Genomic DNA, 21,703 nt, shown 5'->3' with positions numbered 1-21,703 from the left:
GCGCCGGGACGAATGGCCCGAGCGTGAGCGGGCTTATAGAAAGAAGGGTTTTGGAAGTCAATCCAGCGTGTCGGGCCGGCGTTGTCGGACCGGCAGGGAAGTCCTTGCGGCCCTTTGTCCGGCTTCGACCAAGGATGAATTTGGCAAAAAAGCCGCAATCGCCTAATCTTGCCCGATCAAGCGATCGTGAAGACGAGCAGTCCCTAAGACAAGCAGCCGTGATGACAGGCAGCCGTGACGACGAGCATGAGTGAAGTCCCAGCAACCGACGAAAGCATCGCCCAGGCGAAGGCCGCCACCCGCAGGGTGCCGCTGGCGCGCGGCCTGTCGACCAAGTTGCTGCTGCTCACCATCGTCTTCGTGCTGTTGGCCGAAATCCTCATCTTCGTGCCCTGGATCGCCAGCTACAGGCTGAGCTGGCTGAAGGAGAGGCTGAGCACCGCCGCCGCGGTTTCCATCGTCCTGGTGCAGGGCGAACCTGCCTCGCTGTCGCGTGCCGCCCAGAACGACGTACTGATGGCGATCGGCGCCAAGGCGATCGCCGTGCGCGACGGCGGCGTCTCGCGGCTTCTGGTCGTGGCCGAAATGCCGCCGCAGGTCGACGAGCATATTGATATCGCCAATGTCGGCATGATCAAGGGCATGACCGGCGCGCTGGACACGCTGTTTTTCGGCGGCAAGCGGATGCTGCGCGTTTTCGGGCCGGTCGGCGACAGCGACAAGGAATTCGAGCTGATCATGCCCGACCACCGCCTGCGCAATGCCATGCTGATCTATTCGCGCAACGTCGCCTTCGTCTCGCTGCTGATCTCGCTGTTCACCGCCATGCTGGTCTATGCCGCGATAGACCTGATCATGATCGGCCCGATCAGGACGATGACACGCTCGATGCTGTCCTTTTCCGAGGCGCCCGACGATCCCGGCCGCATCATTCACCCCGCCGCCCGGGCCGACGAGATCGGCGTCGCCGAACGCGAGCTGTCGCAGATGCAGGAGCGGCTGCAGAAGATGCTGACCGAGCAGAAGCACCTGGCCGATCTCGGCCTGGCCGTGTCGAAGATCAACCACGACATGCGCAACATCCTCGCCTCGGCGCAGCTGATGTCGGACCGCCTGCGCCAGGTCAAGGACCCGACCGTGCAGGCGTTCGCGCCAAAACTGCTGCGCGCGCTCGACCGTGCGGTGTCCTACTCGGAGGGCGTGCTGGCCTATGGCCGCACCCAGGAGCCGCCGCCGTCGCGCCGCAGACTGCGGCTGCGCCAGCTGGTCGAAGACGTCCAGGGCCTGCTCGACATCGAATGCGGCATCGAATTCGTCAACGCCGTCGACCCGGTGCTCGAGGTCGATGCCGATTCCGACCAGCTGTTCCGCGTGCTCACCAATCTTAGCCGCAACGCCGTGCAGGCGATGGCGGCGGACACCGAGAGCGCCGTGGTGCGCCGCCTGACCATATCGGCCGAGCGCATCGGCAGCGTCAGCCGCATCGTCGTCACCGACACCGGCCCCGGCCTGCCGCCAAAGGCGCGCGAAAACCTGTTCGCGGCATTTCGCGGCTCGGCCCGCAGCGGTGGCACCGGCCTTGGCCTGGCGATCGCCCATGAATTGATCCGCGCCCATGGCGGCACGGTGGAGCTGGTCGAATCGATCGGCGGCCGCACCACATTCGCCGTCACCATTCCCGACCAGCCGGTCCGGCTCGACCAGGCCCGCAACGGGCTGCGCCGCCCGGCGTAACGAACCGTTTCGTTACGGATCGTTTCAATCACCAAGGGTTGGTCCCGAGACCACGAGCCATCGGCTCGGCCGCCGTGCAACGGCTCGTTTCGTTACGGACCGTTCCGATTGGCAAATGACCGGTCCAAGACGACGACCTATCGGCTCGGCCGCCGCGTGACGCGATCTTGCCTTCGCCGGCCGGCGCATGACGGCAAAACATGACGGCAAAACTTTTGGCCAGGATCGGCTTGCTTTTCGCAAATTCAGTCGCTAGGGAACAGCTCACATTCGCGGCCGGTCGCCAGGATCGGATCGCGGGGCTATGCAAAGCATGGCCTGTTGCGCGCCCGTAGCTCAGCTGGATAGAGCACCAGACTACGAATCTGGGGGTCAGGAGTTCGAATCTCTTCGGGCGCGCCATTAAACTCAATGTACGGCCCGGGGACATAGGTGACTGAATCTGCCGCCACTGGCCGGAAGGTTGCCTTGAGTGAGCGCCGTCCTTGCAAAGAGCGGATCGTCAGCTAATGCTGCTCAGTCGGCCTGCTTAATCTCCGGGCCCGGTTCAGTCGGCGGGCCTGGCGTGCAATCCTGGCCGGTGCATTCCTGCACCGGATCTTTCGCCGGCGGCAGACAATTTTGGCCTTCACAATGAACGGGCGGCTGCGCTGTTGCGGCTTTATTGTTCTGCGGCACAGGCCGATCCTCAGCGCGAACGGCCGGTATTCCAAGGTCGATCACGGCCGTGCACAAGAGCGCAATCCGAAGCAAGTTCATTTTCGCCTCCGCAACTGACAGCGAGACGCAGATTATATCTTCGAACTGCGGCCAACATCCTGTCACCCGCGAACGGCGTTAACAGTGCGTTTCATTGCCGGTCGGAAGGGCGTACCGATTGAGATCGAGCGTCGTCCTCTTCCTGGCAAAATAGCGCCAGAAACGGAGCTTTCGGCCAGAGGTGACTGAAGCCAACCTTCCGATTTTTCTGTACACCTGCTCGAAGGGTTCGAGGTGCGTTAGGGCCTCGCATATTCGAGGTTTCAGTTCTTTCACGGGGGAACGTACATGACGGCATTCAACAGCGTCCGTTTCCGGGTCAAGCCGGGTAGTGAAGACGAATTCGTCGAACTGTTCAGCAGCGCTCCGCGCAATTTCGAGGGATTGCGAAAAATGGGTCTCATCAAATCGGGAGATGGCGCCTTCTTCTCGATTGGAGAGTGGGACACTTTTCAGCACATGGTCGATGCCAGGCCCAAAATGCTGGGCAATCTTGATCGGTTCCGGCATACGTTGCAGCAGCTTGAGGGCGGATATACGGATGCTGTTTCCGGCGAGGCTGTCTTCGAAACGGACGGCGGCAGGTCGGTATAGTTTCGCACTTCGAAAAGCTTATGCCGTGCGCCACTTCCCGGCTCTATCACCTAAACCGCACATTCCCCCTGGAAAGCTCTGCCACCGACCTGCATCCCATCAGCCGCATGTCGCGTTCGATCTCGGTTCGCATCAGGCCGAGTGCCCGTTCGACGCCGGCCTGTCCGGCGGCTGCCAGCGGGAAGAGATAGTAGCGCCCGACGCCGACGGCCTTGGCGCCCAACGACAGGGCTTTCAGCACATGCGTGCCGCGCTGGACGCCGCTGTCGATGATGACGTCTATCTTGTCGCCCACCGCGTCGACAATCTCCGACAGCTGGTCGAAGGGGCTGCGCGAGCCGTCCAGCTGCCTGCCGCCATGATTTGACAGAACGATACCGGTGCAGCCGATGTCGACGGCTTTTCTGGCATCGGCGACGCTCATGATCCCCTTCAGGCAGAACTGGCCGTTCCAGAAGCGGACCATGTCTTCGACGTCCTTCCAATCCAGCGATGGATCGAGGATCTCCGTGAAATAGCGGCTGATGGAAAGCGCTCCGCCACCGAGATCGATATGGCCGTCCAACTGCGGCAGGCTGAACTTTTCGTGTGTCAAATAGTCGATAGCCCATCTCGGCTTGATCGCGAACTGCATCATGCCGCCGGGCGTAAGCCGAAAGGGGATGGAAAAGCCGGTCCGCAGGTCACGCTCGCGGTTTCCGCCGGTGACGCTGTCGACCGTCAGCATCATCACCTCGACGCCGGACGCCTTGGCGCGCTCCATCATGGCGCGGTTCAGGCCGCGATCCCTATGGAAATAGAACTGATAGACCTGCGGCGTCCTGTGCTTGCGGACTTCCTCCAGGCTGACCGTGCCGAGCGACGAGACGCCGAACATCGTGCCGAACTTCTCCGCCGCCGCGGCGACGGCGCGCTCGCCGCTATGGTGAAACAGTCGCTGGAGAGCCGTCGGCGAACAATAGACCGGCATCGCCAGCTTCTGGCCCATGACGGTGACCGACATGTCGACCTGTCCGGCGCCGGCAAGGACGTTGGGGACGAGATCGCAGTCCTCGAACGCCGCCGTGTTGCGCCGCAGCGTCGTCTCGTCGTCCGCGCCGCCATCGATATAATTGAAGATCGGACCTGGCAGGCGCTGTTTTGCCAGCCGGCGGAAGTCCTGAAAATTGTAGCAGCTTTGCAATCTCATGAAATCAATCGGGTATATGCCGGGCCCGATGTCAAGCCTGTGCCATTGTCGATCGCCGGCGCTCTCGCCTCAGCCCGCCAGAGCGCCAACCGACTCCCGCTCCACCAGCGGGCATTCGAGCTTGGTGATGGGATAGCGGCCACGACCGGGAGCAGCGGGGACTTCGAGCTGCTCGATCGCCCATTGTCCCATCGTCATATGCGGCAGGATCGACGTCGTCAGCGGCGGGAACAGATGCCGCGCGATCTCCTCGTCGTCATAACCGATCACCGAAATATCCCGGGGGATGTGCAGCCCGGCCTCCTTTAGCGCCTCGTAGCAGCCGATCGCGGTGCGGTCGTTCTGGCAGAAGATGGCGGTCGGCCGGTCCTTCAGCGCCAAGAGCTTGACGGTCGCGGCATAGCCGGCGCTCGCCGACCAGTCGCCTTCGAGGACCAGCGCCGGGTCGAACGGAATGTCGGCCGTCGCCAGCGCCCGGCGGTAGCCCTTCAGCCTGTCCTGCGCCGCTTGCATCCAGGGCTCGCCGGTGATGGTAGCGATGCGCCGGTGGCCATGGCCGATCAAGTGGCGGGTGGAGCTCTGGCCGCCGGCGATCTCGCTCGGCACCACGGCGGGGAAGGCATAGTCGGCGGTGTAGCAGTTGAGCAGGATGACCGGAATGTCGAGGCCGTAGAGATAGTCCGGCGCGACGATCTCGCGGGTGAAAATGGTCATGTAGATCAGCGCCGAAATGCCCCGCTTGGTCAGTGCCGCGATGGCCCGGGGCTCCATCACCTCGTCGCCCATGGTCTGCGCCACCAACACTACATTGCCGGCGTTCCACGAGGCTTGCCGCGCCCCTTCAATGGCGACGACCGCCTCCGGGCTGGTCGCCAACTGGTCGACGGCGAAGCCGATCACGCCATCCAGCCCGTCGAATGCGGCAACCGGGGCTCGCAAGGCAGAAAACACGGGCGGCGAATAGCCCAGCGTTCGCGCCGTCTCGATCACCCGCTCGCGGGTTTGCTGCGACAGCCTGATGCCCGGCGTGTTGTTGAGCACGAACGAAACCGTCGCCTGCGAACAGCCTGCGGCCCTGGCGATGTCGGTCATGGTAACGCGGCCCTTGGGGTTTTTCCCGGACAGCTTGCGCCGCCTGGTACCCTCAAGGACGGGATCACGCAGTGGTTCGTTCATGTCATTGGTCCCGCGAATCTCGCATTTATAGGGCGAAGCGATACTAATAGATATAATCGACTCTCTTAGGCGATTTAGTCCCCGATCCAAAACGGTTGCGACTGGGGAGGCCCCACTTGTTTGTGGGCGAGAATCCCGACCAAACTAATACTCTTTACTAATATCTGGCATCCCTATAACGTCAATCCATCATGCCCGGACGACATCGGACCGTGCGTGTTCGGAATGCAAGCCAGCCTGGTATCGGACGGTTCCCGTCAGCCGAAGTTCGCCTGCCGTTTCGGGAAATGTCAGACAAATCGGACTATTTACGAACGGCGAATGAGTCTCTAAAGTCGATGATCGCGGCTGGAATGGCGTCGTTCCTCGCTGCCGGAACCCTGAGGAGGAGGGCGTCCAAGCCGCGTCGGCACGTTCATCATCAGCGAAAATTACTAAGTCAAATGGGAGGTTGAATATGAAATCTGTAATACGAAATGCGTCCGTCGCCGCTGCGGCCCTGCTGCTCGGCCTGTCCGTCAGCGCAATTGCGCGGGCCGACGACAAGCCGACACTGGCCTTCGTCGTCAACGGCGCTTCCGATTTCTGGAAGGCGGCCGAAGCCGGCGTCAAGAAGGCTCAAGGCGAACTGCCCAAATACAATCTGGAGCTCAAATATCCGGAGCAGTCCTCGGTCGCCATCCAGCAGCGCCTGATGGACGATCTGGTGACGGCCGGCGTGAAGGCGATCATGGTCTCGGCCGTCGATCCCAAGACGTCGACCGACGGGCTGAACAAGATCGCCTCGGAAACGGCGTTGTTCACCACCGACAGCGACGCACCGCAGACCAAGCGTGTCGCCTATATCGGCTCTTCCAATGTCGATGCCGGCAAGCAGGCGGCAGAGATCGCCAAGAAGGCAATGCCTGACGGCGGCAAGTGCCTCGGCTTCGTTGGCCTGCTCGGCGCCGACAATGCCAAGGAACGTATCCAGGGCATGAAGGAAGGTCTCGCCGGCACCAAGATCGAATTGGTCGACGTGCGCGGCGACGACATCGATCAGGCTCGCGCCAAGAAGAACGTCGAGGACGCGCTGGTCGCCAGCCCTGACGTCACCTGCATGGTCGGCTTCTATTCCTACAACACGCCGCGCATCTATGAAGCGCTGCGCGATGCCGGCAAGCTCGGCCAGATCACCGTCGTCGGCTTCGACGACGATCCGATCACGCTGGGCGGCGTCAAGGAAGGCACCGTCGCCGCCACCGTCGTGCAGCAGCCCTTCGAATGGGCATATCAGGGCATGAAGCTGATGGCTGCCTATCTCGAGGGCGATAAGTCGGGCATTCCCGCCGATGGCCTGATCATCATCCCGACCAAGATCATCGGCAAGGACGATGTCGACGCCTACGCCGCCAGCCTCAAGGCGATGTCTGGAAACTGAGCAAATTAGGTTGCGCCGGCTCAAGGTTCGTCTTGAGCCGGCGTTCTATTGACGGGCCTCGCGAGGCCCGTCAGTCTGAGACCAAACGGCTCACCGGCTGCTGTCAGGCGTGATGAATTATTCCGACCCATCCATCGTTGCATCCACGGCCGCTCCGTTCCTGAGCCTCGACGGTGTGCGCAAGACCTATCCCGGTGTCGTCGCGCTGGACGGATTCTCGATGGACGTAAGGCCCGGCGAGGTCATCGGCCTGGTCGGCGAAAACGGCGCCGGCAAATCGACGCTGATGAAGATCCTCGGGGGCGTGACCAGGCCGGACACCGGCACCATCACCGTCGATGGCGTCGCCCATGACGGGCTGACTGTCGAGGCAAGCATCGGCTCGGGCATCGCTTTCGTCCACCAGGAACTCAACCTGTTCGAAAACCTCGACGTGGCCGCCAATATCTTCTTTGGCCGCGAACCGCTGCGCGCCGGGCCGCTCAAGCTCGTCGACCGCGCCAGGCTGCGAGCGCAGGCGGCGCCGCTGCTCAAACGCGTGGGCGCCAATTTCTCGGCCGATACGCCGGTGTCGGCGCTGTCGCTGGCGCAGCAGCAAATGGTCGAGATCGCCAAGGCGCTGTCGATCGAGGCAAGGCTGGTTATCCTCGACGAACCGACCTCGAGCCTGCCGATCGCCGAAACCGACAAGCTGCTCGGCGTCATCAAGGCGCTGAAGGCAGACGGCATCAGTGTCATTTTCATCTCGCACCGCCTTCACGAGGTCGAGCGCGTCGCCGACCGCGTCGTCGTGCTCAGGGACGGAATGCTCGCCGGAACCTTGCCGAAGAGCGCGATCAATCACGACCAGATGGTCAAGCTGATGATCGGCCGCATGCTGAAGGAGCGCGAGAAGGCCGCGGAATCGGCGCGCCCGCCGGGCTCTGTCGCGCTGTCGGTCAAGGCCATTCGCACCGCTGCCTATCCCGACCGGCCCGTCGACCTCGATGTCAGGCATGGCGAGATCCTCGGCCTCGCCGGTCTCGTCGGCTCCGGCCGGACGGAGCTGGCGCGCGTCCTGTTCGGCATCGACAAGAGCTTTGGCGGCTCGTTCCAGCTTGACGGAAAAGATCTGGTTCTTGGTTCGGCCGCGGACGCAGTGGCCAACGGTATTTTCCTCGTCCCCGAGGATCGCAAGCTGACCGGCATCCTGCTCGACCTGTCGATTGCCCAGAACATTTCGCTGCCCAATCTGCCGGCGCATTCGCGGCGCTCGCTGGTCTCGGCCGGCGCGGAATCCGCCACCGCCGAGAAGCAGAAGACCGATCTCGGCATCAGGGCGCCCTCCGTCCAGACGCGCACCGGCACGCTGTCCGGCGGCAACCAGCAAAAGGTCGTGCTGGCCAAATGGCTGGCGATGAAGCCGAAGGTGATGATTCTTGACGAACCGACCCGCGGTATCGACATCGGCGCCAAGGCCGAGATCTACGGGCTGATGCGGGCGCTGGCCGATGCCGGCGTCGCCGTGCTGATGATCTCCAGCGACATGGAGGAGGTGATCGGCGTTTCCGACCGCATTGCCGTCATGCATGAAGGCCAGATCTCGGGCATTCTCGACAAGGACCGGTTCAGCCAGGAAAACGTGCTGCTGCTGGCGGTCGGCAAGCAGCCGAAGTAGTTCGCAGGCACTGGGAGAAGACGATGAGCAAGAAAGATCTCGGCCTGCTGATCCTGATCCTGGTGGTCGGCGCGGTGGTGGCAATCATCAACCCACGCTTCCTGCTGCCGATCAATCTCGCCAACACCTCGAACCTGATCGGGTTGTTCGGCATCCTGTCGATTGGCCAAGCCTTCGTCATCATCACCGGTGGCATCGAATTGTCGGTCGGCTCGGTGGTTGCGCTGCTCGGCGTGCTGTTCATCGACTTCATCGCCACGCGCGGCATGGCCTGGCCGGTCGCCCTGCCGCTGATCCTGGTGCTCGGCGGCATCATCGGGCTGGCGCATGGCTGGCTGATCACCCGGCTCAAATTGCAGCCTTTCGTGGTGACTTTGTGCGGCCTGTTGATCTATCGCGGCGTGGCGCGCTTCTACACCGCCGACGGCACCGCCGGCTTTGCCTTCGGACAGAACTTCCCGGAACTCGAGTTCCTGACGGCGGGGCGGTCCTGGGGCGTGCCGAACAGCTTCATCGCGCTGATCGTCATCGCCGTCGTCATGTGGGTGGTGTTGCACCGGTCGGTGTTCGGGCGCTATCTCTATGCCATCGGCAAGAACGAGGAAGCGGCAAAATATTCCGGCATCCGCACCGGCCGCATCGTCATGGCCGCCTATGTCATCTGCGGCGTGCTGACGGCGCTGTCAGCTATCTATTTCGCCATGTACACACGCTCGATCTCGCCGGCGAGCCACGGCCAGTTCTACGAGCTCTATGCCATCGCGGCCGCGGTGCTCGGCGGCTTCTCGCTGCGTGGCGGCGAAGGCTCGCTGATCGGCGTCCTGCTCGGCACCGTGCTGCTGCAGGAGCTGCAGAACCTCGTCAACCTGCTCGGCATCCCGTCCTCGCTCAACTTCGCCGTCATGGGCGGGGTGATCCTCATCGGCGTGCTGGTCGACCAGCAATGGGGCGTGTTCAGGGCGCGGCGGCGGATGCTGGAAGCCACACGCAAGGGCGTGGCGGGTGCTGCCGCTGAGTGACGCAAAAATAGCTGGATGAAATTCGCCGACTGCCATGGCAGGTGGCGTGAAAGAGTCAGCCGGAGCTTCGCGACAGCAGTTCAGGTCGGTCTCTATTTGGAACGAAACCCGTATCTGAGCGTTTATTTAAGCTTTGCTGCGCGGAGGCGTCCCATGCCCACGAATCCAGTTAGTACCGCCAAAGTAGGAACTCACCCCCTCCACCCGATGCTGATACCTTTTCCTGTCGCGTTTCTTGTCGGTGCGTTTGTCACCGACCTGGTTTTCTGGGGGACTGCCGATGCCTTCTGGGCACGGGCATCGATGTGGCTGATCGGGGCAGCCATCGTAATGGCCCTTCTCGCTGCGACAGCCGGTTTTATCGACTTCCTCAACGAGCCGCGCATTCGCGCCTTGTCCGACGCCTGGTACCACATGCTGGGCAACTTGACCGCGGTCGTTGTGGCACTGATCAATTTCTACCTTCGCTATGCGCAAGGCGCCGAAGCCGCGGTCCGCCCATGGGGTGCGCTCTTGTCGTTCATAGTGGTCTGCATACTGCTGTTCACCGGCTGGAAGGGCTGGGAGATGGTGTATCGGCACCACGTTGCAGTTCTGGATACACCAGCGGATGCGCCAGCGAAGCCTTCGACAACCACTGCCACGGATACTCGTCACGCTGGTCGGGACCGGCACGCCGCATGAGGCCATAATCCCGAAAACTGGATACCGATTTCCAAAAAGATATCGGTTAGACAAGTAGCGCCCATACCGAATGCATCGGATGGGCTCTACTTCAGATAAGGCCCGACATGTCGGAGAAGGCCATGGCCTTGCGCAGCACCTCGGCGAAGCGCTCGCCGGCGGCTTCACGAGGGCCGCTATTGTCGATCGAGGTGACACCCGGTCCGGACAGCGCCACATTGGCACTGCGCGCCAGCCGTGCCAGCACTTCGCCGCGCGATTCGCGACCCCGCAATGCCAGCCGCTCGGCCAGGATATCCGGTGTAGCCGTGATCTCGACGACCGCCAGATTGGCGTAGCGCTCCCGCAGCGCCGGGATGATCGCGCGCGAGACGTTGGCGATCGCGACACGGCCGTTTGAGACCGACCAGTCGACTTCGGCCGGGATGCCATAGCGCAGGCCATGCGCCTCCCAGGAAATGGCGAAGGCACCATCCGCTTCGGCCTCGACGAAGGCAGCATCGGCGAGCGTATCGTGATCCTCGGTGGCCGCATCGCTCGGCCGGGTGATCACCCGGCGCACGAACTCCAGCCGGCTCTCGTCGGCAAACACGGCGCGCGCATAGCCGATCACCGTGTCCTTGCCGGCACCGCTCGGCCCGACGACGGCGACGAAGACACCGTCGCGGATCGGAAATCTCGCGGCGGACAATTCACGCTCGACCGATGCCGACACCATCATGCGACCCGGCGTCCCTGCCGCCAGACCGTGCGGACGACCGGGACATGGTCGTCGACGCGCACGCGAACCAGATCGGCGCGCCGGCCGGGCTCGATGACACCGCGATCGGTGAGGCCGACCGCCTCGGCCGGGTTCTTCGAGACCATCGCCACCGCCTGTGGCAAGGAAATGCCCTCGACCACGTCGCCGAGGAAGAAGGCTGACTGGATCAGACTGAAGGGAATGTAGTCCGACGACAGGATATCGAGCAGGCCATCGCCGGCCAGCGTGCGGGCCGAGACATTGCCCGAATGCGACGCGCCGCGCATGACGTTCGGCGCGCCCATCAATACGCCGAGCCCTGCCTCTTTTGAAGCCCGCGCCGCCTCCTCGGTGGTCGGGAACTCGGCGACGCGCACACCTTGCTCGATCGCTTCGTCGACATGGCCGACGGTCGCGTCGTCATGGCTGGCGAGCACGATGCTGCGCTCATGACAAGCCGCGGCGATGAAGCTGCGGTTCGGGCTCGAATTCCTCGCCGATTCCGCCATCCGCTTTTCGCAGAATTTCTGGAAATCGCGATCGGTCAGCTTCAGCTTGCGCTGGTAGTAATAGGCGTAGGTTTCCAAATTGACGAACTGGCGCTGTCCGGGCGCATGGTCCATCAGCGACGCCAGCCTGACCCGCTCGTCGCCGTCGAAATTGGCGAAGGCCGTGAGGCAGTCCGGCGCCGAAACCTCGCAACGCAGATGGAGGAAATGGTCGGCCCTGAGCCGGTCCTGCTGTACGCTGTCCTCGATCGCGTCGGCCAGCTTGCGTATGTCGGCGGCCGTCAGGTCGGCATCCTCGTCCATGCCGACACGCAAGGCGTCGAGCACGGTGGTAATGCCGGCGGTCGCCACCTGGGCGTCATGCGCGAGCACGGCTGCGATCGGGTTCCAGCGCACTTTCGGCCGCGGCGCGTAATGGCCTTCGAGATGGTCGGTATGGAGCTCGACCAGGCCAGGGATGATGAAGTCGCCGCCCATGTCCTCGCCGCTGCGGCCAGCGCCGGGATCGATGGCGGCGATCACCCCGTCGCGCAGCACGATCGACCCTTCGACGATCTGGTCGGCCAGCACGATACGGGCATTGTCAAGAACGGTCTCGGCAGTCATTTCAGGCAGTCCTTGCAGCATTTTGCAGCCAATTGAAAATGAATTGGCGTCGCACTATCCGGTTAAAGCAAATAGCCATTTAGGCAGTTCTTCTGGCCGGGTGGCGCCCGAGCGCGTGATGCGACAGCACCATGAACGGCGCACCCGGTTCAGTTTCCACAAACAGCGTCAGCGCGTCCACCGCCACCGGCCGTTGCAGCACGTCCGTAAACAGGCTGTCGATTGCTAGGCGAAGACGAGGGCTTTCCTGTGACGACACCCGGCCGGACAGCGTCATATGGAAGCGAAACGTCTCGAAGACATAGGGATAGCCCCACTGGCAGAGATTGCGGAACTCGTCGGGCTTCAGCGAATCGGGGCTGCGCCGTTCGATCTCGGCTTCCGTCAACGGCGCGCGGAAGCGGTCGAAGTCGCGCACAACGTCGTCGGCGAAGCGGTTGAGCGCCGGCAGCGGTGCTTCCGGCACCAGCGCGAAGAAGCCGTCGATCTGGCTGACGACGAGGCGCGGGATCGTAACCAGCGGCGTCGCCTCGGCAAAATCGTCGAGTGCTGCACGAAGCGACGTTTCCGTCTCGTTGGAGGCCAGTCTGAAGGGCGCCTTCAGTGTCGCATGAAAGCCATAGCGGCGCGCCGAGGCGGTATGGAAGGCAACTTCTGCCGCCGACAACTCGCCCGCAGCCTCGACCGGCTTTGTGGCGGCACCGAATGGGTCGCGGGCGAGCCAGTCGGCAGCGATCCGTGCCAGCGGTTCGTCCTGTCGGGGGGTGAAATAGATCGCGTAGCGCATCGAAAGTCCTCGTCAGCCCCGCTGCCATAGGTGATTTCCATGACGAATTGACGAAGCTTTGCGGCGTTTTCGGTAACAAAACCACACAGCCGGGTCGTTAGCCGACGATTTTTCGCTTGGACCAGCGGTTGGGGCGAAGGGGAAGTGGTTAGGCCTTCATCAGCCATTCGTGCTCGGGCGCGTTGTGGAATTTCCACGTCCGCTTCGGTCCGGCCATGACGTTGAGATAATAGAGATCATAGCCGTGGCAGGCGGCGCAGGGGTGATAACCCTTGGGGACCAGCACGACGTCGCCGTCCTCGATCGCCATCGCCTCGTCGAGCGAACGAGCACCGTTCTCGTCGGCATCGGTGTAGACGCGCTGGAAAGCAAAGCCCTGTGGCGGGTTGAGACGGTGGTAATAGGTCTCCTCGAGATAGGATTCAGCCGGCAGATTGTCCTGGTCGTGCTTGTGCGGCGGATAGCTCGATGTGTGGCCGCCGGGTGTGATGACCTCGACCACCAGCAAGGAATCGGCCGGCTTGCCCTCCGGCAGGATGTTGGTGACATAGCGCGTGTTGGTGCCTTTGCCGCGAACCTCCTGGCCGAGATCGTCGGGCGCGATGACACGGACCTGCAGACCGCCGCCCAGTCCTGGCGCCGAACAGACGGCAAGTTCGAGATCGGTATCGGCGCTCACCGACCACTCCGACCCCTGCGGCACATAGACCGACCAAGGCTTGCCTTCGAACGGCGACATGCGTTCGCCCAGCAAGCCGAGATCCTTGCCGCCGGCCTTGGCCTTGCCCTTGCCGGTGACGAACACCAGGCAGACCTCACGATCCGCGGTTTGCCCGGAAGCGCTCTCGCCGGGCCTGAGCCGATGCACATCGAAGCCGACATAGGTCCAGCCGGCGTTTTGCGGCGTCACATGAGCGACGCGGCCGTGGCCCTTATTGGCTTTGACGAGCAGCTTCGACATGGTCATTCCTTCGGTTCGGCGTCCGCCGATGACTTGTCCTCGTCAGCCGGCTTGTAGAGATAGAAGAATTGCCAGACGGCATAGCCGGCGAAGCCGAGCGCGATCACGCCCCAGAACGGCGTGCCGGTGGCGAATTCGATCACCGACCAGACCAGGCAGACCGCGACAACGGCAACGCGCCGCCACAGCGGCCGGAAAAACGGGTGCTCGGAGTCTTTCATCGGATCACCCCCGGCATCGGATCAGCCCTTCCTCGCGAGCCTCAAGCATTGGGAAAGCCTTGTGTCTCCACCGTATAGCCGGCCGCTGTCATCACCCGCATCAATTCCTTGTAGCCGACCTGCGCCATCTTGAGCGGCGGGTTCTTCTTCGGATCCTGCTCGGCCTCGACCACGAACCAGCCTTCATAGCCATGGTCGGCGAGCCTCTGGACGATGGCGCCAAAATCCAGCGAGCCATCTCCCGGCACGGTGAAGGCGCCAAGTGCCACCGCGTCGAGGAACGATTGCTTCTCGCGATCCAGTCCCGCGATCACCTCCATGCGCACATCTTTCACATGCACATGGTTGATGCGCGGGTGGTGGTTATCAATAGCGCGCAGCACATCGCCGCCGGCAAAGGCCAGGTGACCCGCGTCGAGCAGCAATGGAATGGCTTCTCCCGAATAGCGCATGAAGGCATCTAGCTCAGGCTCGGTCTCAACTACTGCCGCCATATGATGATGGTAGGAGAGCGGCATGCCTTGCTCTGCACACCATTCGCCGAACTGCGTGAGCCGCCGGGCGTAGGCTTTCATTTCCTCGTCCGAAAGCCTGGGCTTGCTGGCGAGCGGCTTCGAGCGGTCGCCCTGGATGGAGCGGCCGACTTCACCATAGACGATGCATGGTGCGTTCACCGCCTTGAACAGGTCGATCATCGGCTGGATACGATCCTTGTTCTTCGCCATGTCTTCGTCGACCAGCGTCCCCGAGAACCAGCCGCCGCAAAGCGTCACGTCGGCCTCTTTCAGGATCGGCAGCATGATCTCCGGATCGTTGGGAAAGCGGCGGCCCATTTCCATGCCGGTAAAGCCAGCCGAACGCGACTGGCGCAGGCACTCCTCCAGCGACACATCATCGCTGAGTTCCGCAAGATCGTCGTTCCACCATGCAATGGGGGACATGCCCAGTTTGGCTTTCAAGTCGTCACTCCAGTTTCTGACATTCGAGGCGGCGTTGGCGGGCGCGTTAAAACCGCCGCCCGCTCAGCGCTTCCTCATATTTCTTGCGCGCGGCATTCACTTGAGGCCGTGCCGAGACTTCCGGCACTGCGACATCCCACCAGCTTCCACCGGCCTCGGTCGAAACCAGCGGGTCGGTGTCGATGACCAGCACCGTCGTTCGCGTGTTCTTCTTCGCTTGCGCCAGCGCCGTTTCCAGCCCGGCGACCGACGGCACTTTTTCGGCAATCGCACCCATGCTCGCAGCGTGCGCGGCGAAGTCGATCTCGGGCAAGATTTCGTGACGGGCGTCCTTCAGCAGATTGTTGAAGTTGGCGCCGCCGGTCGCCATCTGCAACCGGTTGATGCAGCCATAGCCGCGGTTGTCGAGCAGCACGATGGTCAGCTTGAGGCCGAGCATCACCGAGGTCGCGATCTCGGAATTGAGCATCAGGTAAGAGCCGTCGCCGATCATCACCACGACCTCTTCGTCCGGCTTGGCCATCTTGACGCCAAGCCCGCCGGCGATTTCATAGCCCATTGTCGAGAAGCCGTATTCTGCGTGGTAGGAGCCGGGGGCACCCGCCTGCCATAGCTTGTGCAATTCGCCGGGCAAGCCGCCGGCGGCATGAAGCAGTACCACGCCGGAGCCCATGGCGCGCTGTACTGCGCCGATCACTTGCGCGTCGGACGGATAGGCGGCATTGGTCGACGCCGTCACCTTGTCGGCATCCGCTTGCCAGTCCTTCTTGCCCGTGATCGCATTGTCGGTCCAGCCTGAAGGGGCCTTCCAGCCTTTCAGCGCCGCAGCGAGTTCGGCGAGCCCTTCCGCCGCATCGGCGACCAGCGGCAGCGCCTGGTGCTTTCCGGCGTCAAAAGGCTGCACGTTGAGCCCGATGATGGTCCTGCCGGCATGCTTGAACAATGCCCAGGAGCCGGTGGTGAAATCCTGCAGTCTGGTGCCGACGGCAAGCACGACGTCGGCCTCTTCGGCCAGCCTGTTGGCCGCCGAAGTGCCGGTAACGCCGACCGCGCCCATGTTCAACGGATGATCGTCCGGGAGCGAGGATTTGCCGCCTTGCGTCTCACAAACTGGAATGCCGGCGCCTTGCACCAGTTTTGCCAGCTCCTCGGACGCCTGCGAATAGAGTACGCCGCCGCCGGCGATGATCAGCGGCTTTTTCGCTGCTTTGAGTACCGCGACTGCGGCCGCCAGTTCGTTGCGGTCCGGGCGCTGCCGTCGCGGCGTCCAGAGTCGCTCGGCAAAGAAACTCTCGGGGTAGTCATAGGCCTCGGCCTGCACGTCCTGGCACAGCGCCAGCGTCACCGGGCCGCATTCGGCGGGATCGGTCAGCACCTGCATGGCGCGGTTGAGCGCCGGCATGATCTGCTCCGGCCGCGTGATGCGGTCGAAATAGCGCGACACCGGGCGGAGGCAGTCATTGACCGTCGCCGTGCCATCGGAAAAATCCTCGGCCTGCTGCAGGACGGGATCGGGAATGCGATTGGCGAAGACGTCGCCAGGCAGAAACAGGACAGGCAACCTGTTTACATGCGCAAGTGCCGCAGCGGTCACCATGTTGAGCGCGCCGGGGCCGATCGAACTGGTCGCGGCCATGAAGCGGCGGCGGAAATTGGCCTTGGCGTAGGCGATCGCCGCATGCGCCATTGCCTGCTCGTTATGGGCACGGAAGGTCGGCAGTTCGTCGCGAACCTGGTAGAGCGCCTCGCCGACGCCGGCGACATTGCCGTGGCCGAAGATCGCCCAGACTCCGCCGAAGATCGGCACTTTCTTGCCGTGCATCTCGGTCATCTGTCGGGCAAGAAAGCGGGTCAGCGCCTGCGCCATCGTCAGGCGGATTGTCTTGGTCATGTCGGTTCCTCCGCAGTGCTTATGTCGCGCCTTCTTATGCTGCTTTGCGACCGCGCGCGGCAAGCCATGCCTCGGTCAGTTTTTCGAAACGCGATGCCATGTCGGCCACCGCCTCCTCGTCCGATATCTTGCCGGCAAGCCATTGTTCGGCCGCGTTAATGAAGATGGTGCGGCCGACAGCGAAGCCTTTGACGATAGGCGCCTTGGCGGTGGCGGCGAAGGCCGCTTCCAGCTCGTCCTGCGGCGCTTCCAGGCCAAGCAGCACAATTCCACGGCACCACGGATCGTGCTTCAGGATCACCGCTTCGATCTTTGCCCATGCGCCGGCCGATGCCTGCGGTTCGAGCTTCCACCAATCGGGCTTGATGCCGAGTGCATAGAGTTCCTCGAGCGCGCGCGGGATGGTCATGTCGTCGAGCCTGCCGTGCTTGCCGGCGATGATCTCGACCAGAAGTTCTCTGCCCACTTTCCGCGCGGCCTCGAACAAAGCGCGCAGTTTCTGCTGCTGTTCGCTCTTCAGCGCCGCGGGATCGTCGGGATGATAGAAGCACAGGCACTTGATGCAGTGGTCGACCGGCCATTCGGTCAGTTGCGAACCTATGTCTTGCGAGAACTCGAAGCGAAGCGGCCGCGAACCCGGCAACTCGACCGGCCGGCCGAGCCAGGCGAAGGAATGGTGGGCGAATTCGAACATCGCCTCGCGTCCGTATTTTTCGTCGAGCAGCATGCCGTAGCCGGCGCGGCCAGCCGCGACCTTGGCCGCAGCCTTGACCGTCAGCACCTTGAAAGCCGGGATTCGCGACGGATCGGCGCCGGCTTTTGCCGCGACATCCTCCAGCTGGACGCGGTGGTCGCAGGCGAACGCCATCAGCGAGGGGATGTCGCGCCGGCGCGTGGTCGCCCAATGGATGTGATTGATCGCCTCGTCCCTGCGCAGCGCCAGATGCTTGCTGCCGTTTTTCAGGAAGAACTGCAATTCCTCGAAAGTCGGGTATTCCGGTGCGCAGAGGAGCCGCGACACGGCAAAGGCGCCGCAGGCATTGGCCCAGGTCGCCGCCGTCGCCAAGCCTTCCTCGCCGAGCCAGCCGCGCAGGAAGCCCGACATGAAGGCGTCGCCGGCGCCGAGCACATTGTAGACTTCGATTGGAAATCCCTTGCCGACGATACCGTCCTCGAGGTCGTCGCTGATCGGCCCGTCATAGACAATGCAGCCCATGGCGCCGCGTTTCAGCACGATGGTTGCCGCCGACAGCGAGCGGATGGTTTTCAGCGCGCTCAGGCAATCGTCTGCGCCCGAGGCGATCATGATTTCCTCTTCGGTGCCGACGATGAGATCGCAATCGGGCAGCACCGTCTTCAACTGCGCCGAGACGCGGTCGGATTTCACATAGCGCTCGAAGCCTTCGGCGTGGCCGGCGAGACCCCAGAGGTTGGGGCGGTAGTCGATGTCGAACACCACCTTGCCGCCCTTGGCTTTCATGACACGGATCGCCTTGCGCTGGGCGGCGTCGCTGTTGGGCCGTGAAAAATGCGTGCCGGTGACGACGACCGCGCGTGCCGAAGCGATAAACGCCTCATCGATATCGTCTTTCGAAAGCGCCATGTCGGCGCAATCGCTGCGATAGAAGATCATCGGCGAGACGCCTTCATCCTCGACCGACAGCAGCACCAGGGCGGTCAGCCGCTCCGGATCGGTCTTGAGGCCTTGGACCGAAACGCCCTCGCGGGTCAGCTGCTCGCGGATGAAGCGGCCCATCTGCTCATTGCCGACGCGGGTGAGCAGCGCCGAGCGCAGGCCGAGCCTGGCAGTACCGACCGCGATATTGGCCGGACAGCCGCCGACCGACTTGGCAAAGGAAGTAATGTCCTCGAGGCGCGAGCCGATCTGCTGACCATAGAGATCGACGGAAGCGCGGCCGATGGTAATGATGTCGAGCGGCGTATGTCTCGCTTCCACGGCTTCGCCCATTCGAACCTCCCATCGGCTTGTTGTATTGGGTAACACGCGCGAGCGGCAGCGTGGCGCCGGCAATATGAAATAATAATTCCAATCCATAGTCAATATGGAACGAGCATTCCCAAGGCTGAAAAGTGCTGTACAAGGCTCGCGCGTTCAGAAACTTTGAAGTCAGACGAACGTCAAGTGTCTACCACTGAAACCAGCTGATTTACCAAGGAAGCGGGCCATCATCGTTGAAGTACCCGGCGGTCGGGCCATCGGCGTCCAGGGTCGCCAGGTGAATGACGATCTCGGCCGCCTGCTGCACCGTGCGGTGACCTTTATACCCGTTGAGATCGGTGGCTGTGTAGCCGGGCGCCGCGGCGTTGACCTTGATGCCTTGCGGCGCGAGCTCCCTGGCGAACGCCACCGTGATGGCATTCAAGGCTGTCTTGGAGCTGCCGTAGCCCATCATGTTAACGGCGTGGTTCGCAGTGGCGGGATCGAGCGCCCGGCCGATGGACCCGGTGGAGCTGCTCACCATCACGATCCGGGCAGCAGGTGCTGCCAGCAGCAGCGGCAGGAATGCTTGGGTCACGCGGATCGGGCCGAAGACATTGACGTCGTAGGTGGCCTGGATGTCGGCGATCCCCTGCTGGCTCGGCGGCAGGTCGTAGTTGATGGCGACGCCGGCGTTGTTCACCAGCACGTCGAGGCAGGGGCTGGCCTGCCCGAATGCCTCGGTTGCCGCCGCCACACTGTCATCCCGCGTGACGTCCAGCTCAAGCCACTCTACGTCGAGGCCTTCGGCACGCAACGCCTGCGCCGCCGCCATGCCGCGTTCGGCGCTTCTGGCGCCGAGCCAGACCTTGAAGCCCATGGTCGCCACTCGCCGGGCGATTTCACGGCCTATACCCTTGTTGGCGCCGGTCACCAGCGCGCTTTTCGATGTCGTCATATCGGTGTCTCCATGTTTGCTGTGGAAGACCCACAAATGGCGCGAGACAGCGGGCGCCGCGCGCCGGAAATTCTCCGGTTCTTGCCTAATCCTCTCAGGCTGTTGCGCAGCCGGTGCGAATGCGCGATGCTGGCGCAATGAGCGAAGCGCTGCAGGAGTTGATCGAGATCGCCAGCCGCCATGCGCGCGGGCGAAGAACAAGAACGGCGATTCCCCGCGTTTCGATCGGCCGCAGCGAAGTCGCCACGGCGCCAATGCCAGGGGTGTGGGGGTCGGGGATCTTATTCGTACTGCAGGGCGCGAAGACGGTTCTGATCGGCGACCGGGCTCTTCGTTACAATCCGGCCAGCTATTTCATCTATACTGTAGAGACGCCCACCATCAGCCAGATAATCGAAGCGAGCGCGGCGCGTCCTTACCTGGCCATTGGCTTGACCCTTGACCTGCAGGCCGTCGCCGCGCTCCTCGTCGAGCACGCGCCGGCCCTCAGTGGCGACAGTTTCTCCACCTCTCCCGCTGATGACGACCTGCTCGACGCGTTGCGTCGAATGCTGCGGCTGCTTGACCGGCCAGCGGAGATTCCCGTGCTCGCGACCATGATCGAGCGAGAGATGCTGTTTCGGCTCCTGCAAGGCCCGCAAGGCGGAAAGCTTCGTGAACTTGCGCGCGCCGATGGCCATCTGTCCCGGATTGGCCGGGCGATCGCCTGGATCCGTTCGCATCCCCATCAGCCGGTCCGGGTCGGCGATCTGGCCGAGATTGCCCGTATGAGCAGTGCTGCGTTTTATCGTCACTTCAAGGCGGCGACGGCCATGAGCCCAATCCAGTATCAAAAGCAAATCCGCTTGCTGGAAGCCCGCCATCTGCTGATTGCCCAGCCGGGCAACGTCGCACGTGTCGCCTTCGCCGTCGGCTATGAGAGTGCTTCCCAGTTCAGCCGGGAGTACGCCCGCCAGTTCGGGTCGCCGCCTGCCCGCGACGCAGCGCGGCTTTCGGCAGAAGGCGAAACGGCAATAGAGGCGATCTAAGGCTTGCGCTTCTTGCCAGTATCGCGCCGCTTCTCGCCGACCGCGACGGTCAGCGCCATAGCCAAAGCCATCGTCGCCGACAGCGAGCGGAAGCCGGCGAAATCGGCCTCGGCGACCTCGAACCAGACCCTGGCGAATTGGGCGAGTGGCGAAAAGGAGCTGTCGGTAATCGCCACGATCGGCACGCCTTGCTCCGAAATGACGCGCGCCTCCTCGATGGTGGCCGGGGCATAGGGCGAAAAGCTGATGGCGATCACGGCGTCCCTTGGAGAGGCAAAGCCGATCATCTCTGCATTGAGGCCGGCGGCCGATTCGATCAGCTGGTTGCGGATCTTGAGCTTGCCCAATGCATAGGCGATATAGGAGGCGACCGGGTAGGAGCGCCGCTTGGCCAGCACGTAAATGGTTTCGGCCTTGGCCAGCACGGTGATCGCATCTTCGAAATGGTCTTCATTCAGCGTGCGCGAAATGTCGTTGAGCGAGGTACTGGCTGCGGCAACAAAACCGTCGAAAATCGCGCGGTGGCCGGCGCCTTCCTCGGCCTTGGCGCGCAATGCCGCCAGCCTTTCATCATAGGATGAGTTGCGCTCGCGCAGGCGCTCGCGAAACACCAACTGCAGGCTGGTGAAACCATCAAAACCAAGCTGCTGGGCAAAGCGGATCAGGGTCGAAGGCTGGACACCGGCGGAAGCGGCGATGCTGGCAGCGGTGCCGAAGGCGATATCGTCTGGGTTGTCGAGCGCATAGGCGGCGATCTGGGCGATACGTTTCGGCAGGCTCTGACGCCGCTCCAGTATCGTCGCCCGCAGCGTCTCGAAATCGCGCGGCACCCGTTCGTCCATCGTCGCTCCGCCCAGGCTCATCGTCTGG

19 protein-coding genes and 1 tRNA gene are annotated in these 21,703 nt (G+C 62.9%); 8 read left to right on the top strand and 12 right to left on the bottom strand.

The features are described from left to right. Window positions 1-246 precede the first annotated feature (246 nt). The 3 genes from NKJ15_RS02860 (at window position 247) to NKJ15_RS02850 (ending at window position 3,087) form a co-directional block, all read left to right on the top strand. On the top strand, window positions 247-1,734 hold the full coding sequence (locus tag NKJ15_RS02860; RefSeq protein WP_023677495.1) for an ATP-binding protein: 1,488 nt from the start codon (window positions 247-249) through the stop codon (window positions 1,732-1,734). 325 nt (window positions 1,735-2,059) lie between these two features. Further along, window positions 2,060-2,136: transfer RNA gene (locus NKJ15_RS02855), tRNA-Arg, on the top strand. A 645-nt stretch (window positions 2,137-2,781) separates the two neighbouring features. Beyond that, window positions 2,782-3,087 (top strand): antibiotic biosynthesis monooxygenase family protein, encoded by a 306-nt coding sequence (locus NKJ15_RS02850; protein WP_352813989.1) that lies wholly within the window; start codon window positions 2,782-2,784, stop codon window positions 3,085-3,087. A gap of 46 nt (window positions 3,088-3,133) precedes the next feature. Here the strand turns inward: NKJ15_RS02850 and NKJ15_RS02845 are convergent, their stop codons facing one another. Beyond that, complete coding sequence (locus NKJ15_RS02845; RefSeq protein ID WP_352614998.1) at window positions 3,134-4,276, bottom strand: alpha-hydroxy acid oxidase; 1,143 nt, start codon at window positions 4,274-4,276, stop codon at window positions 3,134-3,136. Between the two features lie 69 nt (window positions 4,277-4,345). Further along, window positions 4,346-5,368, bottom strand: a complete 1,023-nt coding sequence (locus NKJ15_RS02840; RefSeq protein ID WP_502906858.1) for a LacI family DNA-binding transcriptional regulator — start codon at window positions 5,366-5,368, stop codon at window positions 4,346-4,348. 541 nt (window positions 5,369-5,909) lie between these two features. Here NKJ15_RS02840 and NKJ15_RS02835 point away from each other — a divergent pair. From NKJ15_RS02835 to NKJ15_RS02820, 4 genes are all read left to right on the top strand, one after another. Next, window positions 5,910-6,872 (top strand): sugar-binding protein, encoded by a 963-nt coding sequence (locus NKJ15_RS02835; protein ID WP_352614994.1) that lies wholly within the window; start codon window positions 5,910-5,912, stop codon window positions 6,870-6,872. Window positions 6,873-6,984: 112 nt separating this feature from the next. Next, on the top strand, window positions 6,985-8,529 hold the full coding sequence (locus tag NKJ15_RS02830) for a sugar ABC transporter ATP-binding protein (protein WP_352614992.1): 1,545 nt from the start codon (window positions 6,985-6,987) through the stop codon (window positions 8,527-8,529). 23 nt (window positions 8,530-8,552) lie between these two features. Next, window positions 8,553-9,548 carry an ABC transporter permease gene (locus tag NKJ15_RS02825; protein ID WP_023677502.1) on the top strand — a complete coding sequence of 332 codons (996 nt, stop codon included), beginning with the start codon at window positions 8,553-8,555 and terminating at the stop codon, window positions 9,546-9,548. Between the two features lie 153 nt (window positions 9,549-9,701). Further along, complete coding sequence (locus NKJ15_RS02820; protein ID WP_352472336.1) at window positions 9,702-10,232, top strand: DUF2231 domain-containing protein; 531 nt, start codon at window positions 9,702-9,704, stop codon at window positions 10,230-10,232. Window positions 10,233-10,323: 91 nt separating this feature from the next. Here NKJ15_RS02820 and phnN read toward each other — a convergent pair whose 3' ends face one another. The 9 genes from phnN to NKJ15_RS02775 form a co-directional block, all read right to left on the bottom strand. Next, the gene (phnN, locus tag NKJ15_RS02815; protein ID WP_352614989.1) at window positions 10,324-10,953 is read right to left on the bottom strand and encodes a phosphonate metabolism protein/1,5-bisphosphokinase (PRPP-forming) PhnN; all 630 of its coding nucleotides are present in this window, start codon (window positions 10,951-10,953) and stop codon (window positions 10,324-10,326) included. Continuing rightward, a complete protein-coding gene (locus NKJ15_RS02810) occupies window positions 10,950-12,089 on the bottom strand; it encodes an alpha-D-ribose 1-methylphosphonate 5-triphosphate diphosphatase (RefSeq protein ID WP_352472334.1) in 1,140 nt (379 codons plus the stop codon). The genes phnN and NKJ15_RS02810 overlap by 4 nt, the downstream gene beginning before the upstream one ends. A gap of 79 nt (window positions 12,090-12,168) precedes the next feature. Beyond that, window positions 12,169-12,876 carry a DUF1045 domain-containing protein gene (locus NKJ15_RS02805; protein WP_352614987.1) on the bottom strand — a complete coding sequence of 236 codons (708 nt, stop codon included), beginning with the start codon at window positions 12,874-12,876 and terminating at the stop codon, window positions 12,169-12,171. 148 nt (window positions 12,877-13,024) lie between these two features. After that, window positions 13,025-13,837: a 5-deoxy-glucuronate isomerase gene (iolB, locus tag NKJ15_RS02800; protein ID WP_352614985.1), complete on the bottom strand. Its 813-nt coding sequence runs from the start codon at window positions 13,835-13,837 to the stop codon at window positions 13,025-13,027. 2 nt (window positions 13,838-13,839) lie between these two features. After that, entirely contained in the window at window positions 13,840-14,058 is a 219-nt protein-coding gene (locus NKJ15_RS02795) for a DUF3329 domain-containing protein (protein ID WP_352453009.1), read from the bottom strand. A gap of 41 nt (window positions 14,059-14,099) precedes the next feature. After that, window positions 14,100-15,017 (bottom strand): myo-inosose-2 dehydratase, encoded by a 918-nt coding sequence (gene iolE / locus NKJ15_RS02790; protein ID WP_352614983.1) that lies wholly within the window; start codon window positions 15,015-15,017, stop codon window positions 14,100-14,102. Window positions 15,018-15,063: 46 nt separating this feature from the next. Then, the gene (gene iolD, locus NKJ15_RS02785; RefSeq protein ID WP_352813987.1) at window positions 15,064-16,908 is read right to left on the bottom strand and encodes a 3D-(3,5/4)-trihydroxycyclohexane-1,2-dione acylhydrolase (decyclizing); all 1,845 of its coding nucleotides are present in this window, start codon (window positions 16,906-16,908) and stop codon (window positions 15,064-15,066) included. A gap of 34 nt (window positions 16,909-16,942) precedes the next feature. Then, entirely contained in the window at window positions 16,943-18,877 is a 1,935-nt protein-coding gene (locus NKJ15_RS02780) for a bifunctional 5-dehydro-2-deoxygluconokinase/5-dehydro-2-deoxyphosphogluconate aldolase (protein ID WP_352813985.1), read from the bottom strand. A gap of 199 nt (window positions 18,878-19,076) precedes the next feature. Next, on the bottom strand, window positions 19,077-19,805 hold the full coding sequence (locus NKJ15_RS02775) for an SDR family NAD(P)-dependent oxidoreductase (protein WP_352813984.1): 729 nt from the start codon (window positions 19,803-19,805) through the stop codon (window positions 19,077-19,079). Window positions 19,806-19,942: 137 nt separating this feature from the next. Between NKJ15_RS02775 and NKJ15_RS02770 the strand changes: the two genes are divergently transcribed. Further along, window positions 19,943-20,833, top strand: coding sequence for an AraC family transcriptional regulator (locus NKJ15_RS02770; protein WP_352813982.1), 891 nt, complete (start codon window positions 19,943-19,945; stop codon window positions 20,831-20,833). Here the strand turns inward: NKJ15_RS02770 and NKJ15_RS02765 are convergent. Next, a complete protein-coding gene (locus tag NKJ15_RS02765) occupies window positions 20,830-21,675 on the bottom strand; it encodes a MurR/RpiR family transcriptional regulator (RefSeq protein ID WP_352814125.1) in 846 nt (281 codons plus the stop codon). The two genes, NKJ15_RS02770 and NKJ15_RS02765, sit on opposite strands and share 4 nt — an antisense overlap. Window positions 21,676-21,703 lie beyond the last annotated feature (28 nt).

The organism is Mesorhizobium sp. M0207 (assembly GCF_040321995.1).
Taxonomy (GTDB): Bacteria; Pseudomonadota; Alphaproteobacteria; order Rhizobiales; family Rhizobiaceae; genus Mesorhizobium.
Note: the sequence above shows the minus strand (reverse complement) of the source record. Positions and strands in the feature narration are given on the sequence as shown.

Excerpts from the sequence above, each read along its gene's own strand:
- NKJ15_RS02860 (WP_023677495.1), top strand. The coding sequence starts at position 247 with ATGAGTGAAGTCCCAGCAACCGACGAAAGCATCGCCCAGGCGAAGGCC.
- NKJ15_RS02850 (WP_352813989.1), top strand. The coding sequence starts at position 2,782 with ATGACGGCATTCAACAGCGTCCGTTTCCGGGTCAAGCCGGGTAGTGAA.
- NKJ15_RS02845 (WP_352614998.1), bottom strand. The coding sequence starts at position 4,276 with ATGAGATTGCAAAGCTGCTACAATTTTCAGGACTTCCGCCGGCTGGCA.
- NKJ15_RS02840 (WP_502906858.1), bottom strand. The coding sequence starts at position 5,368 with ATGACCGACATCGCCAGGGCCGCAGGCTGTTCGCAGGCGACGGTTTCG.
- NKJ15_RS02835 (WP_352614994.1), top strand. The coding sequence starts at position 5,910 with ATGAAATCTGTAATACGAAATGCGTCCGTCGCCGCTGCGGCCCTGCTG.
- NKJ15_RS02830 (WP_352614992.1), top strand. The coding sequence starts at position 6,985 with ATGAATTATTCCGACCCATCCATCGTTGCATCCACGGCCGCTCCGTTC.
- NKJ15_RS02825 (WP_023677502.1), top strand. The coding sequence starts at position 8,553 with ATGAGCAAGAAAGATCTCGGCCTGCTGATCCTGATCCTGGTGGTCGGC.
- NKJ15_RS02820 (WP_352472336.1), top strand. The coding sequence starts at position 9,702 with ATGCCCACGAATCCAGTTAGTACCGCCAAAGTAGGAACTCACCCCCTC.
- phnN (WP_352614989.1), bottom strand. The coding sequence starts at position 10,953 with ATGATGGTGTCGGCATCGGTCGAGCGTGAATTGTCCGCCGCGAGATTT.
- NKJ15_RS02810 (WP_352472334.1), bottom strand. The coding sequence starts at position 12,089 with ATGACTGCCGAGACCGTTCTTGACAATGCCCGTATCGTGCTGGCCGAC.
- NKJ15_RS02805 (WP_352614987.1), bottom strand. The coding sequence starts at position 12,876 with ATGCGCTACGCGATCTATTTCACCCCCCGACAGGACGAACCGCTGGCA.
- iolB (WP_352614985.1), bottom strand. The coding sequence starts at position 13,837 with ATGTCGAAGCTGCTCGTCAAAGCCAATAAGGGCCACGGCCGCGTCGCT.
- NKJ15_RS02795 (WP_352453009.1), bottom strand. The coding sequence starts at position 14,058 with ATGAAAGACTCCGAGCACCCGTTTTTCCGGCCGCTGTGGCGGCGCGTT.
- iolD (WP_352813987.1), bottom strand. The coding sequence starts at position 16,908 with ATGACCAAGACAATCCGCCTGACGATGGCGCAGGCGCTGACCCGCTTT.
- NKJ15_RS02780 (WP_352813985.1), bottom strand. The coding sequence starts at position 18,877 with ATGGGCGAAGCCGTGGAAGCGAGACATACGCCGCTCGACATCATTACC.
- NKJ15_RS02775 (WP_352813984.1), bottom strand. The coding sequence starts at position 19,805 with ATGACGACATCGAAAAGCGCGCTGGTGACCGGCGCCAACAAGGGTATA.
- NKJ15_RS02770 (WP_352813982.1), top strand. The coding sequence starts at position 19,943 with ATGAGCGAAGCGCTGCAGGAGTTGATCGAGATCGCCAGCCGCCATGCG.
- NKJ15_RS02765 (WP_352814125.1), bottom strand. The coding sequence starts at position 21,675 with ATGGACGAACGGGTGCCGCGCGATTTCGAGACGCTGCGGGCGACGATA.